Consider the following 24,991-nt stretch of genomic DNA (forward strand, 5'->3'; position numbering starts at 1 on the left):
TGGGGGGTGAAATAATATATTATTAGTAATGATAATCAATATTATTTTAAATTTTTTTTGATCAATATCATTTTTTGCTAGTAATGAGATAAAAACCAGGTTATTGCAATAAGATCAGCAGAACCACCAGGGCTTAAATTGCGTTCAATCAACTTATCATCAAGTTGAGTTAATAGCTGAATGCCATCTGGGTGTGTAATGCCACCTTGCAAAATAATCTGCTTAGCCTGTTGTTTGACAAAGTTTAAACCCTCAAGACCACCTCTTGATACCAAATTGGTATCCTGATTATAGGCAAGCAAGTATAGCAATGCTTGTAATAAGGAATCTTCTTCATTATAACCATTATGTTGCATCTGTTTGTAAATAGGGAGCGAGATATTTATTGCTGTAGCATAACCTGATTCTGCTTCTCCTCGTGCGCCAGATAGGTTGTGTAGTTTAAATAGCTTTTCACCCACGGATTTTATTTGATGATTTTGTTTAAGCTCATGATCAACAATGCCTTGGCAAATTGTCGACACTTCGTGGTTGATACTTTGAATATTGATTTGTCGTTGTTGTTTCGTTAATCTACCGATAGCGCCAAGTAGCAAACCAAAAGCAAAAATCCCACCTTTATGAGTATTAATTTGATGTGTAGCATGGTACATCGCTTGTTCACACTGTATCCCAATAGGTCTTATATCAGTTAAAAAAAGATGAGGATCTTTATTAGCTGAATCCATTCCATACTGATAGAAGGGTTCAAACCAACACGATATTGCCTCAATACTTGCAATAAAAGTTTGAAAATTCATATCACGGTGAGCACCGTTATTATTCATATCAACCAGCCCGGGTTTGGGTGATAAGCATATCTCTCTGATTAAAGCTTTAATGGCAAATTGTACTGGTAAAGATTGCTGATCTTTAATCAGTTTTGATTCTATGAATGCCACTTGCTTTGAATAATCGTTCATTATTGATTAATACCTATATGAAATGTCAAACTTGCTTGTCTTTTTGAAATTGTTAGAAAAGGTAACTGAATGAATTAAACCGGTACATTACCAATCTATTTAAAAATAGATTGGTAATTAAAGAACTAGTAATCATTATGCGATGATGTAGCAAGTACTTCACGATTTCCATTGTGGCTTGGCGCACTGATAATGCCTTCGACTTCCATTTGCTCCACAATTCTTGCTGCTCGGTTGTAACCAATTCTAAATTTTCGCTGAACGCTTGAAATTGAGGCTCGGCGAGTTTCAACAACAAATTCTACAACCTGATCGAATAGGGGATCCAGTTCTTCGTCAAGACTATCTGAACTACCGCTTTCGCCGTCATCGGTGGCTACGGTGACATTTTCAATGTATTTTGGCGTACCACGCGCTTTCCAATCTTGAACGACCGCATGGACTTCTTCATCACGGACAAATGCACCATGAACACGTATCGGAATTGAACTATTAGGCGCAAGATATAGCATATCTCCCATACCAAGTAACGATTCTGCCCCCATTTGATCCAAAATAGTGCGTGAGTCTATTTTACTCGAAACTGTAAAAGCAATACGCGTAGGGATGTTGGCTTTGATTAAACCTGTAATTACATCTACGGATGGACGCTGCGTGGCTAATACAAGGTGAATACCCGCAGCCCGTGCTTTTTGAGCAAGCCTTGCAATTAATTCTTCGACTTTTTTACCTACTGCCATGATAAGATCGGCAAATTCATCAACCATGACAACAATATAAGGTAATTTTTCCAATGTCGGCATATTGAGATCCATACTGTCGGTTGGTTTCCAAAGTGGATCGGGAATCGGTCTACCCATTTCTTCAGCTTGTTTAATTTTTTCATTATAACCAGCAATATTGCGTACACCTAAAACTGACATAAGTCGGTAACGCTTTTCCATCTCATTAACACACCAATTAAGGGCGTTAGCGGCGTCTTTCATATCGGTGACGACTTGTGTTAATAGATGCGGGATCCCTTCATAAATTGACAGCTCAAGCATTTTTGGGTCAATCATAATAAAGCGAACATCTTCTGGCGATGATTTATATAAGATGCTTAAAATCATAGCATTGACACCAACGGATTTACCTGACCCTGTGGTACCAGCAACCAATAAATGTGGCATTTTGGCTAAATCGGCAACCACAGATTGCCCTGAGATATCTTTACCTAACACAACCGTAAGTGGCGATTGAGCATTTCTAAATTGTGGGCTGTCTAAAACTTCTCTAAAGTAGACTGTTTGTCGATTTTTATTCGGTAACTCTATGCCAACATAAGGTTTGCCTGGAATGACTTCTACCACACGTACAGATGGCATTGAAAGCGAACGTGCCAAATCCCGATCTAGCGTAGAAATACGAGCAGCTTTGATACCCGGTGCAAGTTCAATTTCAAAACGAGTAATAACCGGACCCGGCATATAATCGACAACTTTCGCTTTGACTCGATAGTCAGAAAGGCTTTTTTCGATCAATTCTGACATCGCATTTAAGGCTGCATGATCCACTTCAATGCGTGCTGTTGGTGGTGCAGTAAGTAAGTTTAATGACGGTAGCGGTGTAGTTGGTTTTGGTAGTGGTTTATCATCACGTCTTAATAATGGGTGAATCAAACTTTCTCCATCATCATTTTCTTCCTCTTCGCTGTCACTATCACGCAATGTTAAAGTGTGTACTTGAGTCTCCTCTAGCCTTACCTCTTCTGGATAAATGTCATCTATAATTGGGTTTTCTTGTTTAAGAATGTCTATATCGACATCTTCAGGTGGTTGTGTTACTTGGTTTTCAACCTCAAAATTATGCTGAGTTTCAACTTTTGTGTTATAAGGTGTATTTATTTCTTTGAAATATGATATTTCTCTCGTTAGTTCATCTTGTGTTGCAACGATTGGACTATCAGGATTAGCTTCGTGCGCATTATGCGTTAAGGTAAATAACGGTTTGATCGGTGCATCGGTGATCGTGTATTTATCTTCTTCAAAAGGCTCTGTTATTTCAAGCTTTTTAGCTTGAAAGTCTTGACCGTCAACTTGAATTATCTGGTCTTGATTTTGTTGTTCATTGATGTTTTTCAAAATCAATTCCATACGAGCTAAGATATCACTTTGATTAAGTTCAGTGTTATTCTTTTTGCTCGATGTTTTTTTGGATGATTGCGTTTGTTTTGATGTTTCTAATGTTTGTAGTAGCTCTGCTGCTGTTTTGATGAGTTGTTCATTCTCGTTAGCCGCTAAAGAGGTTGTTGAACTATCAGATGTTTTATTAATGCTTGTTTCTAATGACGTCTCACTATTTTCACTGCTTATATTTGTTTGAAAATCATCCATAGTATCTAATTGACTACTATTTGAATTGATTGACAGTGTTATTTGAGGTTCTTGGTCTTGAGATAATTTTTGATTTTTGGGTTCAGTATCGATTTGATTAACGTGATTGACACGACGGGATAGCAATAACCATTTTACTGGTGTAAGCAAAACCATAACAAAAGCACCAAGTTTTTCAATTATGTAAAGCCAAGATAGCCCCGTTAATAAAGTTACACAAGCAAAACAAACAGCAAGAAGAATCAAAGAAAGAACAAAGTTATTCATCATAGGTAAAAGATTTTCTATGACGATTGAACCAAGATAACCACCAGCTTCAAATTCGCTTGGATCACTAATATTTAATGCAAAAAAACCCGTACTACTAAAAACAAAGGCTAAAATACCAATTATCCGAAAAGAGACACTGAAATAATTAATCGGTTCGTTAGCATGTCGATAAAAATAACCAACTAACTGTACACAAATTAATGCAATAATGACAGGTAAACTAAATGCAATATAGCCTAGAAATTGGAACAAAATATCGGAAGCATAGGCACCAATTAAACCACCAAAATTACTGACAGGATAATGCCAAGCCGTACGTGACCAACCCGGATCCGATGAGTTATAAGTCGATAGTGATAAAAACAAGCAAACGGATAATCCTATTAACGCTAATAGAATAAGTTCAATTATTATCTGTTTTCCTGTGATTTTTTGCTTTTTCAAACATGTACCTTAAAAATATCGCAGTAAATGGTTGGTATTTTACCATAAATTGCAATCTCTCACAGAGTGAATATGTTTAAATCACAATTTATTGGGCTAGGATTAATCGACAAGATTGAGCGTTTTATTGAATCTTTCGCCATTTTGAACATAATGTTGTGCATTTTCAATATTGGCTGCGATTTCTGCTTGCGTTAATTTACGTACGATTTTAGCTGGGGAGCCAAGAATTAAGCAACCTTCTTCATAGGGTAAGCTATGCGTAACAAGGGAATTAGCACCGACTAAACAGTTTTTGGCAATTTTAGCACCATTCAATATGGTACTGCCCATGCCAATTAGAACGTTATTGTCAATGGTACAGCTATGAAGAATAACATTATGGCCAACGGTGACATTTTCACCTACGATACACGGAATATTCGTTTCAATATGTATCGTTGAATTATCTTGTATATTGCTATTTTTACCAATGAAAATAGGTGCGATATCACCTCGTAAAACGGCATTAAACCAAATTGAAACACCTTCTTCTAAAACTACATTACCAATGATATCCGCCGAATTTGCTATAAAACAGCGTTGATGAATTTGTGGTTTTAAATCACCTAATTGATAGATCATTGTTCATTCCTTCTGAAAGATTTTATACGCAAAAATAAACTGACCGCAATAAAGTTACAGATTACCATTGAACCAACCATGAGCCATTCGCTCATGTTATGATTAACGGTTGTCTGGGGATGAGCAGCGACTAACGTAGAAAGTATTACACCAATAGCCCCCGCTACCGCAAATCGAAGCGTGCCTGCCAGCGAAGATGCCGTGCCTGCGATATGAGAATAAAAATCTAACACCACCGCCATGCTATTTCCGCCAATGGTTGATATACAACCAATATAACCCGCTACACAGATAACTAAATAGATAAACCCTAAATTGGTTATAGTTACCACTGTAAGTGCGATAGCCATGATAAATTGAATTAAAAGCCCAAATTGCATCATTTTGATTGAACCGACACGGCGAACAAAACGGCTATTAATCGTATTCATTATAATCATTACGGTAATATTGAGCGCAAAATAATAACCAAAATGGATTGATTCGACACCATGCAAGTTCATATAGACAAATGGCCCTAAACTAAGAAATGAGAATAATCCAGCCCCTGAAAATGCCCCGATCATCATATAAGACAATACTTGTCTATGCCGAAATAACGTTATGAAATTACTGAGAATACGCGTTAAACTAAATTTATCTCGTTTAGATTGACTTAATGTTTCTGGAATAGCCGTAAAAACGAATACCAAACACAACAATGCAATTAATCCAAGGGCAAAAAAATTGGCTTGCCAATTAAACCAATATAATACAAATCCGCCAATAATCGGTGCAAGTAGCGGAGCGACATTTGAGATTAACATAACAAAAGACATCATTTTAGAAAACTCATCACGATCACGATAAATGTCTTTCATTAATGCGTTCACAACGATAGCTGTTGCAGCAGCTGCTATACCATGAAAAAATCTAGCCGTAATCAATTGATGAATGTTGGCCGCAATTCCACAACTTATAGAAGCTAATATGAAAATAATTAACCCAAAAATTAAGACATAACGGCGCCCATAGCTATCAGTTAAAGGACCAAAAATGAGTTGACCAAATGAAAATCCCAATAAATAACAACTAATGGTGAGTTGTACTGTTGCATCAGAAACATGAAAATTTTCGGTGATGGTTGGCATACTTGGTAAGTACATATCTATGGATAGTGGCATTAACATAGATAATAATCCAAGAATAAAAATAAGTGCTTTTTTCGAGATGTTGATCTCTATTGATTTGTCATAGGGCTGCACGTAGCGATTCCTTCATGGATTGTTGGCTTTCATTAATTATTAACTTTTCATTTTTTGATAATAATGGCTCGATTAAATTAGCTTGATCATTAAATTCACTTATTAATGACGGCTTTATATTGGCTATTTACAAAATGATTTAATCTCATCTTCCGTAAGCGGACGATATTCGCCTTCAGGAACATCGAGAATAATATTGCCAATTTGTTTGCGATGCAATGCAGTAACATGATTGTTTACCGCCGCAAACATCCGTTTAACTTGATGATAACGTCCTTCGCTAATAGTTAATTCCGCATGATATTCATCGATGATTGTGAGTTTAGCGGGTTTTGTCAGTGTTTTTTCACTTTTTAACTGAATGCCATTGTGAAATATTTCAATTAAATTATCGGTTAATGGGTGTTCAACAGTCACTTGATATACTTTTTCGCAATGGTGCTTAGGAGATGTAATGCGATGTGACCACTGACCATCATCGGTTAATAACACAAGTCCAGTCGTATCTAGATCCAGTCGTCCTGCTGCATGAAGTTTTTCAGACATGGGTTCATCAATAAAATAGAGAATTGTTGGATGATCAGGATCATCCGTCGAGCAGACATAGCCTTGAGGTTTATTCAACATAAAGTAGCGGTTTTGTGTGATGGGTATGATTTCATAACCATCGTATTCGACAAGTTGTTCTGGACTAAGTTGATAAGCTCCTGATTTTATGATTTCACCATCCACGGTAACTTTTTTCGCTTTTAATTCTTTATTAACAATTGTACGGCTAATGCCTAAATGATGAGCGAGAAATTTATCTAATCGCATAATATTAACATTCCTATAGTGCACTGACAGGGGTATATATATCAAATCGGTGATTTTTGGTTTTAATTTCTGCGGTTGGTTTTTCATTGGCTAGAAAAGGTGCAGAATCCGGTCTTTTTACGACAACCCGTTTTTTAGCTAAGCGCCTTGCCGGTGCTAATAAACTGTCTGCATCACTATCACTCCCTACCAATTGTTGAAAAATACGCATTTCTTTTTTGACTAGCGCACTTTTTTGACGATGTGGAAACATCGGGTCAAGATAAACAACATCTGGCTTATCTGGATAGGAATCAAGTCCAGTAATACTCGAATGATAGATAAGATGTAAATGCTGCTGTAGCCAACTACCAATATTGGGATCTTGATAGGCACGTTGTAGACCATCGTCTAACAAAGCCGCAACGACAGGATGTCTTTCAAACATGGTGACATGACAACCTACAGCCGCTAATACGAATGCATCACGTCCAAGCCCAGCCGTTGCATCCACGACGGTAGGTAAGTAATCACCTTTTACCCCAACAGCTTTTGCTATCGCTTCACCGCGTCCTCCGCCAAATTGACGGCGATGCGCCATGGCGCCAGAGGTAAAATCAACAGAGATGGCACCTAATTTAGGCTCATCTGTTTTTTGTAACGCTAGCTGATCATTTTGATTAAGTAGGACAAATGGAAGATCTGCATGTGTGGATAACCACTGCTCAGCTAATTGGCTTAGCTGAGCAGAATGAGTACTAGTGGATACCATAGTGACGAAGTAAAGCCTCTAGTTGGGGTTCACGACCTCGGAAGTTTTTGAACAGTGTCATAGGTTCATCGCTTCCGCCTTGCGATAAAATATTATCAAGGAAAGCATTTCCCGTTTTCGTATTGAAAATGCCTTCTTCTTCAAAACGAGAAAAGGCGTCAGCAGATAATACTTCAGCCCAAAGGTAACTATAATAACCCGCAGCATAACCTCCAGCAAAGATATGGCTAAAGGCATGAGGGAATCGCCCCCATTCAACAGTTGGTACCACAGCGACTAACTCTCGAACTTGCTTTAATGTTTCTAAAATATCAGGATCTTTTTGACTGTGAAGTTTAAAATCAAACAGTCCAAACTCTAACTGACGTAAAATAAATAGCGCTGCTTGATAATTTTTAGCATCTAACATTTTTTCAAGCATTTCAGCAGGTAAAGGTTCACCTGTTTCATAATGTCCAGAAATAAACGCTAATGCTTCGGGTTCCCAGCACCAGTTTTCTAGAAATTGGCTTGGTAATTCAACTGCATCCCATGGCACACCATTGATTCCTGCAACTGAAGAGACATCAATTTCAGTCAGCATATGATGAAGTCCATGTCCAAACTCATGAAATAGCGTTGTGACTTCATTATGTGTAAATAGTGCAGGTTTATCGCCAATAGGGCGGTTAAAATTGCAGGTTAAATAAGCAACTGGTTTTTGCACGTGACCATCAGCAAAACGCATACGACCAATACAATCATCCATCCATGCGCCTCCTCGTTTATGTTCACGAGCATATAAGTCAAGGTAAAAGCTACCTTTTAATTCACCATCTATATTATAAAGGTCATAAAATTTAACTTCAGGATCCCAAACTTCGACCCCTTGTCGTTGTTTTGCCGTAATGCCAAATACACGATGAACAACTTCAAATAGACCATTTATAACAGTTTGCTCTGGGAAATAAGGGCGCAACTCTTCATCGTTGATGGTATAAAGATATTGTTTTTGTTTTTCACTGTAATAAGCTATGTCCCAAGGTTTAATATCACTAGCTCCAAAAAATTCGTAAGCATAACGTTTTAAATCGGCGAGTTCTTTTTCGCCTTGCGGTTTTGCCTTACTTGCTAAATCAGTTAAAAATTCGATGACTTGCTGTGTAGATTCAGCCATTTTAGTTGCCAAGGATTTATCGGCATAAGTCTCAAAGCCTAATAAATGTGCTAGCTCATCACGCAATGATAAAATTTGTTTTATTATTTCAGTATTATCCCATTTACCCGCGTTGGGTCCTTGGTCTGATGCTCTTGTATTATAAGCTTGATAAAGCTCAAAACGCAGATCACGATTATCACAGTAAGTCATAATAGGTAAATAACTTGGGATATCAAGGGTGAGTAACCAGCCTTCTTGACCTTTGGCTTTGGCTTGCTCTTTAGCTGCTGCTAATGCACTTTCTGGCATGCCTGTAAGGTCATCTAAATTTGTGATCAATTTTGTCCACCCCATGGTCGCATCTAAAACATTGTTACTATATTTAGAGGAGAGTTCCGAAAGTTTAGCAACGATTTCACCATAGCGCTTTTGTTCATCTTCCGGTAATCCGATTCCGGATAACTCAAAGTCACGTAATGCATTATCGATCACCTTTTTTTGCGCTTTAGTCAGTTTGGTATACTCTTCACTTTCTTTAATCTGTTTATAGGCTTGATAAAGCGGTTTATACTGTCCAACCCATGTGCTGTATTCTGATAATAATGGCAAACAAGCTTCATAGGCTTCTCTAAGTTCAGGGCTATTTTTTACAGAATTAAGATGGCTTACTGGAGACCATGCTCGACTAAATTTTTCGTCCATTTCATCAATGGGTTGGATTAAATTATCCCAAGTGTATTGACTATTTTTAGTTAATACGGTTTCAATCGTATGACGACAATTTTTCAAAGCCTCTTGAATTGCAGGTAAAACATGTTCAGGCTTGATTTGTGAAAATAAAGGAAGTGGTGTAGTTTTTAGTAATGGGTTTGTCATGTTGCGATACCTTTGTACAATGATATTGTTGTTTTATAGAACATCAGGTTATGGAAATAGCCATTCATTTAGTTTTGATGAAGAGGGCACTATAATCCCATTAATTTCCGCTCACGTTGCCATTCTGTTGGAGTATAAGTTTTAATTGATAAGGCATGAATACGGTTATCATTAATAAATTCTGCGAGAGGAGCATAAATAACTTGTTGCTTTTTAACTCTGCTTAGATCTGCAAATAATTCACCAATAGCAATGACCTGAAAATGACTACCATCATTAGTCATGACATGCACTTCCTCAAGATTAAGTGAACTTTTTAATTTATCTATTATTTGCTGTTTGTCCATTATTAAAACTCATTATTTTTTGTGATTTTATGTTGAATATTATTCATATTATCTTAATTTGTCTTTTGATTAAAGATGAGCGTAACTTATTTTAGTATCACTGGTTGTAAATCATAAAGCGCAATTAAAGTAAGTAACTGAGGATTCACACTGTCTAAAGTAACATTATATTTATTACAAAAATAGACAAGTGTGGCAAGTCCCGAAGAGTCAACACGAATCAGCTGTGCCACATCAATTTTTTTCACCTCTTTTAATAGTGTATTTTGTATTGACCATATATCACTTAAGGAGTGAGCATCAAGCTCACCCTTTAGATATAATATATCTTGTTGCTTTTCGGTTGTGATTCGTGACATGTTAAGTTAACCTTTAGGTTTTTGATTCGGGTCTATTTTACGATTGGAAAGATCATTTAATTGCTTCGTTAATGCATCAATACCATTTTGTCTTAAAATAGTTGACCATTCATTTTGCTTGGTAGTAATCATACTTACCCCTTCGGCAATTAAATCGTAAGCTTTCCATTCACCCGTCACCGAGTTCTTTCGCCATTGAAAATCAATACGTAATGGTTGTTGACCTTTGTCTGGTTGATTTAATAATACTCGAATAGAAATTAATGTTTTTCCAGTCAAATCTTTTGCTTTTTCAACTTGGTAAGATTGCCCATTATACATAGATAGTGCTTGTGCAAAAGCTTGAACGAGATAGTTTTCAAAAGCATTAAAATAGGCTGTACGTTGCGCATCGGTCGCATCTTTATAGGCGTTGCCTAGAATTAGCGCACCCGCATATTTGACTTGTACATAAGGCAATAGGTCAGATCTCACAATATCTTTGAGCAAATTAGGATTTGATTTGATTGCTGATTGTTGTGCTTTCATGGTACTAAAAATTTTGTCAGCGGCCACTTGCATTTCATCATAAGGATTATTTTCAGCAAAAGCTGACATACTAACTGCTAAAGCGAAAATTAAAAAAATAGTTTGCTTAAATTTGGTTAACATAATGACAACTCCTTACTGTTCATTTGTATCTTGCGTATTTTGTTTCTTTTCTTTATTTGATGAATCACCCATACTATAAAGAAACTGACCAATTAAATCTTCTAACACCATTGCTGGTTTAGTATTGCTAACAACAAATCCTTCTTGAAAATAAGGTGGTTTGTCATTTTTTTGAGCCGTTGTATTAGTGGCATCAGGAGCATCTAATGCGTCAATGGCGAATTCGGTCGATTGATCTAACCCCAAATTGATATCAATAAATTGTTCACCTAAAATTCCTGAGGTTTTGATTGATAGTGAGCTGGAGCTTGGAATTTTATTGTACTGACTATCGATATCCATTGTTACATACGGTTTATAAATATCACTTCCTGATGATGTTAAGCTAATATTGGTTATTCGCCCAATTACCACCCCACCAATTTTAATTGGTGATCTAACTTTTAATCCGCCAATATTGTCAAATACGGCGTATACTCGATATGAATTATGGCTAGTAAAAGATGTAGGATCGGTAACGCGAAAACATAAAAATAGTACTGAGCAAATGACTAGTACCATGAATAATCCAACTGTAATTTCGACTTTACGACTCATGTTTAATGACCTCAATGACTAAACATTAATGCGGTTAAAATAAAATCTAACCCCAAAATAACTAATGATGAATAAACAACTGTATTGGTAGTTGCTCGACTAATTCCTTCAGATGTTGGTACGCAATCGTAACCATTAAAAAGTGCAATCCAAGTACTGGCAATTGCAAAGGCAAAACTTTTTACAAAACAGTTGCCTAAATCATGCCACCAGTCAACATTACTTTGAATGGAAGACCAAAAAAATCCTGCATCAATACCTTTCCAATCAACGCCAACTAATACACCACCTAAAATACCAACCGCGACAAAAATAGCCGTTAAAAACGGCATAGAGAAAAATCCAGCCCAGAAACGGGGTGCAATAATACGCCGTAATGGATCGACTGCCATCATTTCCATGCTTGATAGTTGTTCGGTAGCTTTCATGAGACCAATTTCAGCTGTTAACGCCGAGCCGGCACGTCCAGCAAATAATAATCCAGCAACAACAGGGCCTAGTTCACGCAATAAAGCCAGCGCAACCATCATACCTAAACTTGCCTCAGCACCAAATGTGGTTAAGATAAAATAACCTTGTAGTGCAAGCACCATACCAATAAAAAGTCCAGATACAATAATAATCGTTAAAGATTGTACGCCAACAAAATAAAATTGTTTGACCAGTAATGGGAACTGTTTCGCAAATTGTGGACGTCCAATGAGTGCTCCAAAAAGCATCATCCCTGAACGCCCCATTAAAGCGATAAGATTAATTAACCATTTTCCCAATCTTTCAAGTAAATTAAACATATGTTATATACCTCGGCTAAGGTCTAATTTATAGTCATCAGCGGGATAATGAAAAGGGACTGGTCCATCAGCTAAGCCTTCAAGAAATTGTTTTACACGCAAGTCGTCATTTTCGCGTAATTGCTGTGATGTTCCGCCTGCAATAATGTGTTGTTCAGCAACGATGTAAGCATAGTCCGCAATACTAAGGACTTCATTCACATCATGACTGACAACAATACAGGTTAATCCAAGCGATTGATTGATTTCTGAGATTAATTTAACAATGACACCCATTGAGATTGGGTCTTGACCGGCAAAAGGTTCATCAAACATAATTAAATCAGGGTCAAGGGCAATGGCTCTGGCTAGCGCGGCTCGCCTTGCCATACCTCCGGATAATTCTGACGGCATCATATGGGCGGCGCCTCGAAGACCAACAGACTGGAGTTTCATCAATACTAAATTGTGTAATACAGGCTCAGGTAAATCAAGGTGTTCACGAATCGGGTAGGCAACATTATCGAAAACAGAAAGATCGGTAAATAGTGCGCCAGATTGGAATAGCATGCTCATGCGTTTTCTAACTTCATAGAGTCGGGCGCGAGACATACTTGGAATATCTTCACCATCGAATAATATTTTTCCTGATTGAGGTTTTAATTGACCACCGATTAGACGCAGTAGCGTGGTTTTACCAATACCTGAAGGCCCCATAATCGCTGTCACTTTGCCTTTTGGGACATTCAAGCTCATATTTTTATAAATTGGTCTTGTTCCTCGATAAAATGACATATCATGAATTTCAACCAAATTTTGCTGTAATGAGTCAGTCACTATGATTCCTACACTACCTTAATTAATTAAAATTAACGTTATTTTACTTGATAATGGCAAATAAAGAAATCGATAAAACATATTGTCAATCCTTATATTATGGTAATGCTTAAGGTAAAAAGCATTTTTTAATTAAAAATCACTGAATCTTGATTTGTAATAGTCAAAAAAACTAAATAAGGTTTTTAGCGTGTTAAATCATTTTTTAGTCTGGCATTAAGCTGCGTTTCTAATCGGTTCAAATAATAATCACATATTCTGATTTATTCATGCCTTGCTTTGCGAGCTAAAAAATTACCTGTGCTTTGCACCAATTGAATCACAATAACTAAAATGACCACGCAAATATAGGTAACTGTGGTATCAAAACGTTGATAACCATATGAAATGGCTAAGTCACCAATGCCGCCTGCGCCAACTGCACCTGCCATTGCTGTCGCTCCAATTAAGCCGATAGTGGCAGTGGTTAGGGTTAAAATCAATGAACTAAATGCTTCAGGTAATATAAAGTACCAAATGATCTGGATTGGTGTTGCCCCCATTGATTCAGCGGCTTCAATAATGCCACTGTTTACTTCAAGTAAAGAATTTTCAACTAAGCGAGCAATGTAAGGGGCGACATAAAATGTTAAAGGCACGATAGCTGCTGTTGTACCAATCGAACTACCCACAATAAATTTAGTAAAAGGGACAATTGCCACTAGTAAAATAATAAAAGGTAGCGAACGAACTAAATTAATAATAGGATTCATAATCCGATATATTCGATTATTTTCAAGCAATCCTCCTGGGCGAGTTGTCACTAAACAAACACCGAGTGAAATACCAATTAATGAACCCAATATTAAAGCGAAAAACACCATATAAAATGTTTCATAACTCGCTTGGATAAATTGCTCAACTGTCACGGTGGTTGAAATATTAGCTTTGAAATATTCAAGGATATCGGTGAAAATTTGCATTTAGTTTTCCTCCCAGCGGTTTATTTCAGTAACTTGTACGCCATGTTCTCGAAGGAATTGTACGGCTTCTTGGATATTGCTATCGTTACCTTTTAACTGAATAAACATACTGCCTAAAACCGTTTTTTCAATTTCAGACATATGAGCAAATAGAATATTAACGACAACAATTTGTTTTAAAATGAGTGAGTTGATAACAGGCTCTGAAGCTGAGCGACCTAAAAATTCAAGTTTAAATAGTTTAATATTGTCTTTTTTGCCTTCTAGCTCTAACAAATTTTCAACAACACCCTTTGGGATTTGATTGCTAATGACTGAATTGACAAAATTTCGAGTTGTTTGGTGTTGTGGGTGTCCAAATACATCCAGCACGTTGCCTTGTTCAATAATTTTACCTTTTTCCATTACGGCTACCTTATGACAAATTTGTTCAATAACATGCATTTCGTGCGTGATTAACACTACCGTTATTTTATATTTTTCATTGATTTTTTTGATTAAATCTAAGATTGCTCGTGTAGTTTGAGGATCAAGCGCTGAAGTTGCTTCATCACAAAGTAAAATATCCGGATCGTTAGCTAACGCTCTTGCTATGCCGATTCGCTGTTTTTGTCCGCCAGACAGCTCTTTAGGATAACTATCTGCTTTATCACTTAATCCAACAAATTCTAGTAATTCACTTACTTTTTGTTTAATAATTTGTTTATTTTTTTTAATTAAAATTAGAGGAATAGCAATATTTTCATAAACGGTTTTTGATTCAAGTAAATTAAAGTGCTGAAATATCATGCCGATCTTTCGCCTAACTTGGCGTAACTCAGAACCGGATAGTTGATTTAAAATTTGATTTTGTATAATGATTTGACCTTGTGTCGGTTTTTCAAGGTAATTGATTAAACGAACTAAGGTGCTTTTGCCTGCACCACTATAACCAATGATGCCAAAAATATCCCCTTTATCAATAGTTAAGTTGATCTTGTCTAAGGCTTGAGTGGTGATGCCGTTTCGCTCATATTGCTTGGATACATTTTCAAATCTAATCATTCTTGCGTCCCTATTAACTTTGGTCTATTTGGATAAGCGCTTGTTTGGCAAGTTTAGCTAAATAGTTTGCTGCAGGTATTATCATGTCAGGATTAATTTGAAATTTAGGGTGGTGAAGTGCATAAGGGCTTTGAGAACCAAGGTTAATAAATGCGCCCGGTACATGATGTAAATAATGGGCAAAATCTTCACCGCCTAATTGAGGTTGAAAATCAATGATTTCATAACCTTCTTGTCTTGCAATATTTTTTGCAAGCTCGACCCAATTTTCTACATTTATGATTGAAGGAGGGCCTTCGAACCATTTTAATTCAGCTTTTGCGCCCATTGCAATAGCAATATGTTCAATAATAGACCTTAACTGTTGTTTGACTTTAGCTCTGATTTGCGGTGTAAGAGTTCTTACCGTGCCTTCCATTTCAACCTTTTCAGGTATCACGTTCCAAGTATTTCCACCTTCAAATTTAGTAATGCTGACAATTACAGCATCAAGACCACTTACAGAACGACTTGAAATAGTTTGTATGGCGTTTACAATTTGTGCACCAATAACAATAGGATCAATACCCGATTCAGGTCTTGCTGCATGTGCTCCAACACCAGTTATGGTAATTTCAATGCGATCAACATTAGCTGAAAAAGGGCCAGCTCGTGATGCCATTTGATTAATGGTTAAATTAGGGTTGTTGTGTAAACCGAGTATGGCATCTATCCCTTTTAATGCCCCAATTTTGATAAATTGTAGGGCTCCACTAAAGTTTTCTTCCGCAGGTTGGAATAGTAAACGAATGGTCCCTGTTAAATCTTTTTCGTGTTCTTTTAAAAGATAAGCCGCTCCCATTAAGATTGATGCATGTACATCATGCCCACAAGCGTGCATAACATTTTTATTTTGGGAACGATAATCACAATTTGTTTGTTCATGGATGGGTAACGCATCAATATCAGCTCGTAAAGCCAGAATAGGTGAACCTGTTCCTATTTCGGCAATGACCCCCGTTTTAGCACCTAATTCTAAAATTTTAATGTTTGCTTTTTCTAAATACGTTTTCAATATTTTAGTGGTATTGAACTCCTGATTTGAAAGCTCAGGATTTTGATGTAATGTAACAAAAAGTTGATGAATAGTTTGTGCAATGGGCTGATGCATAATATATCCAAAAAATGATTATGAGATGTTTTTAACGTTAGCACAGCTTAATTTTTCAACCTAATAATCGTTTTTTATATCTTATTCCAAAAAGTTATAAGATAGAATAACTTGGAATAAATAAACCATTATTTCTGTGCTAGAGTAAAACAAATGTCGATAGCCGATAAAGGGTAACTCAAATGAAAAATGGTTTTATCAAACATAAATTCTTACAACATATTGCTATTGTGGTTTTATTTAGTTCTGCATGTTTAATGAGCGCTTGTGATAATTCCTCAAAACAAGCTAATAATCAAACCAAAAAAGAGATTAGTATGGGGGTATCACCCGGCCCGTATAATGATCTTTTTAGAGATGCGGTAAAACCTATTCTTGAATCAGAAGGATATAAAGTTAAACTGGTTAATTTCCCACATTTATTAGAATCAGATGTGGCATTGAGTGAAGGAAGCATTGATTTAACCGTTGCACAGCATACTGCTTATATGAATGTATTTAATGCCCAACGCAAAGCTAATTTAAAGCCAGTTGTGCATGTGCCATCGGTACCTGCGGCGATTTTCTCTAATAAATATCAATCATTAGATAAGGTTTTTTCTGGAGCTAAAGTGGCGATTCCTCAAGATGCTTCAAATGCTGCACGGTCTTATAATTTACTTGAAAAAGCAGGATGGATTAAATCGAAAGAAAATACGAATCCTATTTTAGCGAGTAAAAATGATATCGCTGAAAACTTAGAGGGCATCGATATTATTGAAATGGATTCGGCAAATATTCCTAGAGTTCTTAATGAGCTTGATTTTGCTGTCATTCCGGGGAGTATTGTTTATTCGGCCAACATTGATTCAAGCAAAGCATTGCTTTTGGAAACCATTGTCCCCGATTTAGAAATTATGGTTGTGGTGAATGAAGGTAATGAAAACAGTCAATGGGCGCAGGCTGTCAAACGTATTTATCAATCCCAACAATTTAAGGATTATATGCAAGCTCACAATCAAAATGGTTATTGGGTGATGCCACAAGAATAAAATCCAAAATGTGCCCGTTGTGAAGGCGGGCATTTAATATCTTGGCATTTGCGTGTCAACGGTTAATGCCCAAGCATCAATCCCACCACTAAGATTATAAAGATAATCAGTATCAAAACCATTTTCAGCTAAATAATTGGCAACATTAAGGCTCCGAACTCCGTGGTGACAGTAAAGTACAATGTCGATTTCATCGGGTATTTTATCTAAATAAAGTGGGATAAGATTCATTGGAATATGGACGGAATTTTCAAGGCGGCATATGGCTACTTCGTTAGATTCACGTACATCAAGTAAAAATAGAGGATGTTTCTGATTTAATTTTTCTGCAAGTTCTGTCGGTGTAATAGATTTTATGTTGGTCATGATTTTTAATATTGTTAAGTAATGGTAAAAAGTTGGATGTTTTATTTGTGTCTGAATATAAAGCAAAAACATATCAAGTTTCAAATGATTTTAACATCATCCTGTTCGAGGAAAACAGGATGATGTGTTGAGTGTTATGCAGCTAAAGCTTTGCTAATTTTTTCATATAAGTCTTTTGATAAATGATCCAGTTTTAATAAGGTTTCAAGTGCTTGACGCATTTGTTGCTGACGTTGTTGATCATAACGTTTCAATCTGATTAATGGATCGATCAATCTTGCCGCAACCTGCGGATTTTTTTGATTTAATTCCATTAATATTTCGACTAAAAATTGATATCCACTCCCATCAGTTGCATGGAAAGCTACAGGATTATTATTAACAAAAGCACCGATTAAAGCGCGAATCCGATTGGGATTACTGAGCGAAAAGGATCGATGAGTTAAAAGTTTTTTCACCGTTGAAAGTGCATTTTTTTCTGGACTCGATGCATTCAAAGCTAACCACTTATCCATCACTAATCCGTCTTGATGCCATTTATTATCAAAATCGGCTAAAAGTTCTTGATGACAATCAAGCTGAGCTTTAACAGCAACTGTTAATGCAGCGATGGTATCTGTCATATTGTCTGCTTGATAATATTGTTGATGAACCAGATGATTTGCTTGTGATTTCTCATCGGCATGGGCTAAAAGCATCAAACAGGCATTTTTTAATGAGCGTTTAGCAATATCTTCATGTTCAATCCGATAATTTTCGATTTTATTGTGACGGTAAACTGCGGTTAATTCATCATAAAGTGCATTACCAAAACACGTTAATAAAAACAGGCGGACTTGATAGATGGCTATTGGGTCAACGACACTAAATAAATTGGCTAGTTCATTTTCCGAAGGTAAAGTGATGATTTGGGCAATAAGAGAGGGATCTGTTGATTCGGATAATAATATTGCTCTAAATGCATCGATAACTGAATCAGGAAGGCTTAGTTGTCGATTATCTTGATAATTTTTAACATTTTCCCGAATATATTTAATTAATAGCATTTGCGCAGCATCATAACGACTAAACGCATTGGTTGCATGTTGCATCAAAAAAATCAAATCACTATCTTGATAATCATAGGTCATTTTTACCGGTGCAGAAAAATCACGTAATAATGAAATAATCGGTTTTTCATTAACGTTATCGAAAACAAATTGTTGTTTTGCTTGTGTTAAATTTAAAACGTGATTAATTGGCAGTTGGTTATGCTCAAGTTTAATGATTTCGCCGTTATGTTGATATAATTCAATATTAATAGGGATATGCAAAGCTTTCTTTTCAGCTTGATCTAAGGTTGCAGGCGTGTTTTGTTCGATAGTTAAATAATAGTGTTTGCTTTTTTCATCATAGCTATCTGTAATGGTTAATTCTGGTGTACCTGATTGGCTGTACCATAATTTGAATTGTGTTAAATCAATGCCTGAAGCATCTTGCATAGCAGCGACAAAGTCATCGCAAGTTGCTGCACTTCCGTCATGACGTTCAAAATAGCGTTTCATGCCAGCTTGAAACTTATCTTCGCCTAACAAGGTATGCATCATTCGTATCACTTCAGCCCCTTTTTCGTACACAGTCACCGTATAGAAATTATTCATTTCTATGACTTGATCAGGACGAATAGGATGAGACATCGGACTTGCATCTTCAGCAAATTGGACACTACGCAAGATTTTAACATCATCAATTCGCTTAACGGCTCTAGAGCCCATATCCGCGCTGAACTCTTGATCACGAAAAACCGTCAAACCTTCTTTTAAGCTAAGTTGAAACCAATCACGACAAGTAACACGATTGCCTGTCCAATTATGAAAGTATTCATGACCAATTACACCTTCAATACCCAAATAATCATCGTCAGTGGCCGTTTCTGGTTTGGCAAGGACATATTTTGAGTTGAAAATATTCAGACCTTTGTTTTCCATTGCGCCCATATTAAAAAAGTCAACGGCAACAATCATAAAAATATCTAAGTCATATTCTAATCCAAAACGAGTTTCATCCCAGCGCATAGCATTTTTTAAACTGGTCATTGCCCAATGAGAACGATCTAAATTGCCTTTATCAACATAAATCTCCAGATCAACTTTACGGTTTGAACGAGTTATAAACTGATCTTTAAGAATATCAAAATCTCCGGCAACCAATGCAAACAAGTAGGCGGGTTTAGGAAATGGATCTTGCCATTGTACCCAATGACGACCGTCTGAAAGTTCTCCTTGTGCAATGCGGTTACCATTAGAAAGCAGATATGGGTATTGTTGTTTATTGGCGGTAATACGAGTTGAAAAACGCGCTAAAACATCGGGTCTATCTAAATAGTATGTGATATGACGAAATCCTTCAGCTTCACATTGTGTACAAAGTGCTTCTCCAGAAACATACAATCCTTCTAGTGCAGTGTTATCAATCGGTTTTATTTCATTGACAATGGTTAGTGTAAATTCATCTGATGGAACATTGTGGATAATAATGCCTGAGTCGGTAATGTGATAATCCTGCCAAGGCTGTTCATCGATATTGATAGCGATTAATGTTAAGTCTTCTCCATCTAAAACTAAGTCTGAGGCTTTAGCATTTTTTTGTATAATATGGCTTCGAGCCGTGACTGTTGTGATTTGTGCGGATAAGTTAAAATCAAGATCGATATCCGTAATGGTAAAATCGGGTGCTTTATAGTCCAGTCGATACTTTGCAGTTGGTTGTGTTTTGGTATTATTCGTTGTCATAGTTATTGTGCCTTTTATTTTTATAAATAATTAAAATTCGATAAATATTGCATGATTTTCACAACTGCACTTATCGTTATTGATGATGTTTAATTAATTCTTTTGAGTATAGTTAGGTTATATTATTTAATCTGGTTTGTTATTAATATTATAGCTTAATGAAGATAGGTTATTATATATTTAATCTATATCTTCAATATTATTCTGCTATAATCTCTAGAATTTTTTTAGAGTATTAACAACAAAAAGACATGTTACCAGCTATAATTACATCAATCTTAGATACTGATGCTTATAAGTTGCATATGCAGCAAGCCGTTTTTCATCATTACCCAGATACCACTGTCGTTGCGGAGTTTCGTTGTAGAAGTGATGATTTATTAGGTCAATATGCTGATGAAATAAAACATCAAGTCAAATTAATGGAATCATTAACGCTTTCCGATGATGAATTTCATTATCTATCTGGCATCTCCTTTTTTAAATCTGATTATTTAAACTGGCTCAAGAATTGGCGTTTTAATAGTCAATTATTGACGATAACTAATCGAGAAGGAAGACTTGATATAAGAATTGAAGGAAAGTGGCTGGATGTAATTTTATGGGAAGTCCCATTACTGGCAGTTATTAGCGAAATAGCACATAGAGATCGTTCTCCTAAGATTGGCGTGTCGGAAGCTATAGCCCAACTCAAAAATAAATTAACAAGATTTAAAGAGCAAACTGCAAATATGGATATGTCGGGCTTTAATTTAATGGATTTTGGAACCCGAAGGCGTTACTCATTTGCCGTACAATCTGCTGTTGTCGATTACCTAAAAAACCATTTTGACAATTTTCATAGTACCAGTAACTATTTACTGGCTTATCGACTAGGACTTACCCCTGTTGGTACTCAAGCACATGAATGGTTTCAAGCTCATCAGCGATTAACCCCAACTTTGCAAGATTGCCAAAAAACAGCGCTTAAAGTTTGGTTAGATGAATATCCTCAAGATTTGGGGGTAGCCCTAACAGACTGTATTACCATGGACGCATTTTTGCGTGATTTTGATACTTACTTTGCTAATCACTATCAAGGATTACGCCATGATTCGGGTGATTCGATTGAATGGGGTGAAAAGGCGATTGCCCATTACCAACAATTAGGGATTGATCCTAAAACAAAAATGTTAGTATTTTCCGATAGTTTAACTTTTGACAAAGCGATAAAGATTTATCAACATTTTCATCATCGAGTAAAATTGTCTTTTGGTATCGGGGGCTTTTTGGCGTGTGATATACCGTCTACTGAAGCAAATACCAAAGCCTTAAATATCGTATTGAAATTGACGCAATGCAATAATCAGTCTGTTGCAAAATTGTCAGACAGTCCAGGAAAAACAATATCGCAAGATTTAGCTTTTATTAATGAATTAAAAAGAACGTTTAACGTTAATCATTAAACTTATTTTTATAAAAAACGTGAATCAAATTATAAATGTTTTATTTAAAAATTTAATTTAATGCCAACTGAGACTAAAGTTAGGTAACTAAGTGGCATTTAGAATATACTTGTATTATTTTTAATACTATTTAACTTAATTAATATAGAGATGGATAATTAAAATGAATTCAGTTGCTCCTATTGTTGATGTGTTACAAGGCAAAATTGCTGTTGGTAGCACTATTTCTGTTCAAGGCTGGGTAAGAACGCGCCGTGATTCGAAAGCCGGTATTTCATTTCTAGCTGTTTATGATGGTTCGTGCTTTGATCCCATTCAAGCTGTTATAGAAAAAGATCTACCAAATTATGAACAAGATATTTTACGGTTAACGGCAGGTTGTTCAGTTAAAGTAACAGGTAAAGTTGTTGAATCTCCGGGACAAGGACAAAAATACGAGCTACAAGCAACACAAGTTGAGGTTTATGGATTTGTTGATGATCCTGAAACTTACCCAATGGCTGCTAAACGTCATTCAATTGAATATTTACGAGAAGTTGCTCATTTAAGAGCAAGAACCAACATTGTTGGCGCGATTACTCGTGTACGTCATACATTAGCGCAAGCCATTCACCAATTTTTTGATGAACGAGGCTTTTTTTGGCTTTCTACGCCAATTATTACCGCATCAGATACTGAAGGTGCAGGTGAAATGTTCCGTGTATCCACCCTTGATATGTTAAATCTACCTAAAACTGACAAGGGGAAAGTCGATTTTGATAAAGATTTTTTCGGAAAAGAAGCTTTTTTAACGGTGTCAGGACAATTAAATGCAGAAACGTACGCTTGTGCATTGTCTAAAGTTTATACTTTTGGGCCAACTTTTAGAGCTGAAAATTCCAATACAACACGCCATTTAGCTGAATTTTGGATGATGGAACCTGAAGTTGCGTTTGCTGATTTAAATGATAATGCAAAACTTGCAGAAGATATGTTGAAGTATGTCTTTAAAACCGTGCTTGAAAAACGTGCTGATGATATGCAATTTTTTGCTCAGCATATTGATAAAGAAGCAATCAATCGTTTAGAAAACTTTATTAATGCCGATTTTGCTCAAGTTGATTACACCGATGCCATTACTATTTTACAAAACTGTGATGCCAAATTTGAAAATCCAGTGAGTTGGGGAATCGATTTAGCGTCAGAGCATGAACGTTATTTAGCTGAACAGCATTTTAAAGCGCCTGTCGTTGTTAAAAATTATCCAAAAGATATTAAAGCATTTTATATGCGTATGAATGACGATGGTAAAACGGTTGCTGCAATGGATGTGTTAGCGCCAGGCATTGGCGAAATCATTGGCGGATCGCAACGTGAAGAGCGTTTAGATATGTTAGATAAGCGCATGGACGAAATGGGGCTTAAAAAAGAAGATTATTGGTGGTACCGTGATTTACGTCGATATGGTACTGTTCCCCATTCTGGATTCGGTCTTGGATTTGAGCGCTTAATTGTTTATGTCACTGGCGTACAAAACGTAAGGGATGTGATTCCTTTCCCAAGAACGCCACGAAATGCAAATTTTTAACTGGTATAAATAAACAAACATTTTTGGATGTTTATGATAAAACGCAAATTAGTGATAATTAGCAAATATGTATAAATTATAATCAAACGGTTTCGTTTTTGGGGTTAGACATCAAAATTAACGAAAAGTTCACTTGCTTTTAAAAAATTTTTATACATAATTTACACTACTGTAAAAAGTGGAAGAAAATAATAGTAATATTATTTTTGGATGAATAATCATTGTACATAAATAGGCACTAAACTTTTCAGTTAGTGTCTTTTAATAAATAACCATGAGGGTAAGAAATGAAACGTAATCTATTAGCAATCGCTATTCCTGCACTTTTAGTTGCAGCTAGCGCAAATGCATCTATTGAAGTTTGGAACAAAGATGGTAATAAAGTAGACTTTTACGGTCGTGTAAAAGCAGCTAACCACATCACTGATCGTGGTCAAAAAGATGAAGGTGACGATACTTCTGCTCGTTTAGGTATGTCAGGTCAAACTCAAATCACAGATTGGTTATCTGGTTATGGTCGTTGGGAATATGAAGCTAAATCTGGTAAAAATTCAGATAACGAAGTTCGTTATGCATTTGCTGGATTAAATTTTGGTGACTTCGGTTCATTTGATTATGGTCGTAATGATGGCGTATTAAAAGCAATTACTGCATATACTGACGTATTACCAGAATTTGGTGGTGACGCTGCAAACAACAATTGGAACGTGCTTTCTGCTCGTACTAAAGCTGTAGCAACTTACCGTAACAATAACTTCTTTGGTTTAAATGATGATATCAGCTTTGCAGTACAATATGCTGATAATGGTGATAACTCACTTACTAAAGATAATATTCGTGGTGAATCAAGAGAAGCTTGGGGTACAAACGTTCAATGGAACATTTTTGACACAGGCTTAACTGCAGGTGTTGGTTATGCTCAATCAACTTCAAGTGATCAACGTCACAATACTTGGGCTACTGGTATTAAATACGATAACTATAATTTATATTTAGCTGCTAACTATTTCCAAAGCAAGTTAAAAAATCGTTATATCGATCATAAAGGTCATATTGCAGATGAAAAAGTTAAAGGTATCGAATTAGTTGCTCAATATGGCATTGAATTAGATGTTGGTCGTTTAACTCCTTCTTTAGCTTATGTTCAACATAAACTAACAAGTGGTTATGATGGTGATAATAAAGCGCATTACCGTTCAGGATCTCATAGCTCACCTATGGCTAAATACGTATCTTTAGGTGCAACTTATGATCTTAACAAAAATTTCAGCGCTATCGTAGAATATAAATTTAATCTACTTGACCATAAAGACATTGGTGCAGCGATGAATACGACTAATAATCGTGGTCATAAGAAAGCAAATACTCCAGGTACAAAAGATGTGTTAGGTGTTGGTTTAATCTACCAATTCTAATTCTTCTTAAATTATAAAAAAGACACTTAGGTGTCTTTTTTATCGCCTTTTGAATTTATTCCCGCCCAAAAAAACATTTTATGCTTAAAAAAATTTATTGTAGGTACTAAAATAAACTAAATTTCGTAGAAATTTACTTATTTGCATTGTTTATCTGCAATGTAAGCAGAAATCTTATA

General features: G+C 36.1%; 22 protein-coding genes. 4 read left to right on the forward strand and 18 right to left on the reverse strand.

Annotated elements, in window-relative coordinates; all coding sequences use genetic code 11:
- Nucleotides 1-77 precede the first annotated feature (77 nt).
- From citG to J3U35_RS11365, 16 genes are all read right to left on the reverse strand, one after another.
- Nucleotides 78-962: a triphosphoribosyl-dephospho-CoA synthase CitG gene (gene citG, locus J3U35_RS11285; RefSeq protein ID WP_267361453.1), complete on the reverse strand. Its 885-nt coding sequence runs from the start codon at nt 960-962 to the stop codon at nt 78-80.
- Between the two features lie 125 nt (nt 963-1,087).
- Nucleotides 1,088-4,051 (reverse strand): DNA translocase FtsK 4TM domain-containing protein, encoded by a 2,964-nt coding sequence (locus tag J3U35_RS11645; protein ID WP_416380705.1) that lies wholly within the window; start codon nt 4,049-4,051, stop codon nt 1,088-1,090.
- Nucleotides 4,052-4,153: 102 nt separating this feature from the next.
- Complete coding sequence (locus tag J3U35_RS11300; protein WP_267352331.1) at nt 4,154-4,675, reverse strand: gamma carbonic anhydrase family protein; 522 nt, start codon at nt 4,673-4,675, stop codon at nt 4,154-4,156.
- Nucleotides 4,672-5,919 (reverse strand): Bcr/CflA family multidrug efflux MFS transporter, encoded by a 1,248-nt coding sequence (locus J3U35_RS11305; protein ID WP_267361454.1) that lies wholly within the window; start codon nt 5,917-5,919, stop codon nt 4,672-4,674. Before J3U35_RS11305 ends, J3U35_RS11300 begins: the two co-directional genes overlap by 4 nt.
- 123 nt (nt 5,920-6,042) lie before the next feature.
- Nucleotides 6,043-6,735, reverse strand: coding sequence for a 16S rRNA pseudouridine(516) synthase RsuA (rsuA, locus tag J3U35_RS11310; protein ID WP_267361455.1), 693 nt, complete (start codon nt 6,733-6,735; stop codon nt 6,043-6,045).
- 13 nt (nt 6,736-6,748) lie between these two features.
- Entirely contained in the window at nt 6,749-7,486 is a 738-nt protein-coding gene (locus tag J3U35_RS11315; RefSeq protein WP_267361456.1) for a class I SAM-dependent methyltransferase, read from the reverse strand.
- Nucleotides 7,473-9,500, reverse strand: coding sequence for an oligopeptidase A (gene prlC / locus J3U35_RS11320; RefSeq protein WP_267361457.1), 2,028 nt, complete (start codon nt 9,498-9,500; stop codon nt 7,473-7,475). The genes J3U35_RS11315 and prlC overlap by 14 nt, the downstream gene beginning before the upstream one ends.
- A gap of 89 nt (nt 9,501-9,589) precedes the next feature.
- Nucleotides 9,590-9,847: a BolA family protein gene (locus tag J3U35_RS11325; RefSeq protein WP_065558875.1), complete on the reverse strand. Its 258-nt coding sequence runs from the start codon at nt 9,845-9,847 to the stop codon at nt 9,590-9,592.
- An 86-nt stretch (nt 9,848-9,933) separates the two neighbouring features.
- Nucleotides 9,934-10,206, reverse strand: a complete 273-nt coding sequence (locus tag J3U35_RS11330; protein ID WP_065558874.1) for an STAS domain-containing protein — start codon at nt 10,204-10,206, stop codon at nt 9,934-9,936.
- Between the two features lie 6 nt (nt 10,207-10,212).
- Nucleotides 10,213-10,857 carry a phospholipid-binding protein MlaC gene (mlaC, locus tag J3U35_RS11335; RefSeq protein ID WP_065558873.1) on the reverse strand — a complete coding sequence of 215 codons (645 nt, stop codon included), beginning with the start codon at nt 10,855-10,857 and terminating at the stop codon, nt 10,213-10,215.
- Nucleotides 10,858-10,869: 12 nt separating this feature from the next.
- Nucleotides 10,870-11,454 carry an outer membrane lipid asymmetry maintenance protein MlaD gene (gene mlaD, locus J3U35_RS11340; protein ID WP_267352325.1) on the reverse strand — a complete coding sequence of 195 codons (585 nt, stop codon included), beginning with the start codon at nt 11,452-11,454 and terminating at the stop codon, nt 10,870-10,872.
- A gap of 11 nt (nt 11,455-11,465) precedes the next feature.
- Entirely contained in the window at nt 11,466-12,245 is a 780-nt protein-coding gene (gene mlaE, locus J3U35_RS11345) for a lipid asymmetry maintenance ABC transporter permease subunit MlaE (protein WP_065558871.1), read from the reverse strand.
- 3 nt (nt 12,246-12,248) lie between these two features.
- A complete protein-coding gene (gene mlaF / locus J3U35_RS11350; protein ID WP_267361458.1) occupies nt 12,249-13,061 on the reverse strand; it encodes a phospholipid ABC transporter ATP-binding protein MlaF in 813 nt (270 codons plus the stop codon).
- Between the two features lie 263 nt (nt 13,062-13,324).
- Nucleotides 13,325-14,023 carry a methionine ABC transporter permease gene (locus J3U35_RS11355; RefSeq protein ID WP_267352323.1) on the reverse strand — a complete coding sequence of 233 codons (699 nt, stop codon included), beginning with the start codon at nt 14,021-14,023 and terminating at the stop codon, nt 13,325-13,327.
- A complete protein-coding gene (locus J3U35_RS11360; RefSeq protein WP_267361460.1) occupies nt 14,024-15,067 on the reverse strand; it encodes a methionine ABC transporter ATP-binding protein in 1,044 nt (347 codons plus the stop codon). It lies immediately after the preceding gene.
- A 13-nt stretch (nt 15,068-15,080) separates the two neighbouring features.
- Nucleotides 15,081-16,217, reverse strand: a complete 1,137-nt coding sequence (locus J3U35_RS11365) for an amidohydrolase (RefSeq protein ID WP_267361461.1) — start codon at nt 16,215-16,217, stop codon at nt 15,081-15,083.
- A 182-nt stretch (nt 16,218-16,399) separates the two neighbouring features.
- Between J3U35_RS11365 and J3U35_RS11370 the strand changes: the two genes are divergently transcribed.
- Nucleotides 16,400-17,248, forward strand: coding sequence for a MetQ/NlpA family ABC transporter substrate-binding protein (locus J3U35_RS11370; RefSeq protein ID WP_267361463.1), 849 nt, complete (start codon nt 16,400-16,402; stop codon nt 17,246-17,248).
- A gap of 33 nt (nt 17,249-17,281) precedes the next feature.
- Here the strand turns inward: J3U35_RS11370 and J3U35_RS11375 are convergent, their stop codons facing one another.
- On the reverse strand, nt 17,282-17,614 hold the full coding sequence (locus tag J3U35_RS11375) for a rhodanese-like domain-containing protein (RefSeq protein WP_267361465.1): 333 nt from the start codon (nt 17,612-17,614) through the stop codon (nt 17,282-17,284).
- Nucleotides 17,615-17,748: 134 nt separating this feature from the next.
- Entirely contained in the window at nt 17,749-20,385 is a 2,637-nt protein-coding gene (gene pepN / locus J3U35_RS11380; RefSeq protein ID WP_267361467.1) for an aminopeptidase N, read from the reverse strand.
- 251 nt (nt 20,386-20,636) lie between these two features.
- On the opposite strand from pepN, the gene pncB reads away from it, so the two are divergent.
- From pncB to J3U35_RS11395, 3 genes are all read left to right on the forward strand, one after another.
- Nucleotides 20,637-21,830 (forward strand): nicotinate phosphoribosyltransferase, encoded by a 1,194-nt coding sequence (pncB, locus tag J3U35_RS11385; protein ID WP_267361469.1) that lies wholly within the window; start codon nt 20,637-20,639, stop codon nt 21,828-21,830.
- Between the two features lie 163 nt (nt 21,831-21,993).
- The gene (gene asnS, locus J3U35_RS11390) at nt 21,994-23,397 is read left to right on the forward strand and encodes an asparagine--tRNA ligase (RefSeq protein ID WP_065558865.1); all 1,404 of its coding nucleotides are present in this window, start codon (nt 21,994-21,996) and stop codon (nt 23,395-23,397) included.
- A gap of 287 nt (nt 23,398-23,684) precedes the next feature.
- Nucleotides 23,685-24,812, forward strand: a complete 1,128-nt coding sequence (locus J3U35_RS11395) for a porin (RefSeq protein WP_267361470.1) — start codon at nt 23,685-23,687, stop codon at nt 24,810-24,812.
- The last annotated feature ends 179 nt before the right edge of the window (nt 24,813-24,991 follow it).

Source organism: Gilliamella sp. B2717, assembly GCF_026536675.1.
Lineage (GTDB): Bacteria > Pseudomonadota > Gammaproteobacteria > Enterobacterales > Orbaceae > Gilliamella > Gilliamella apicola_I.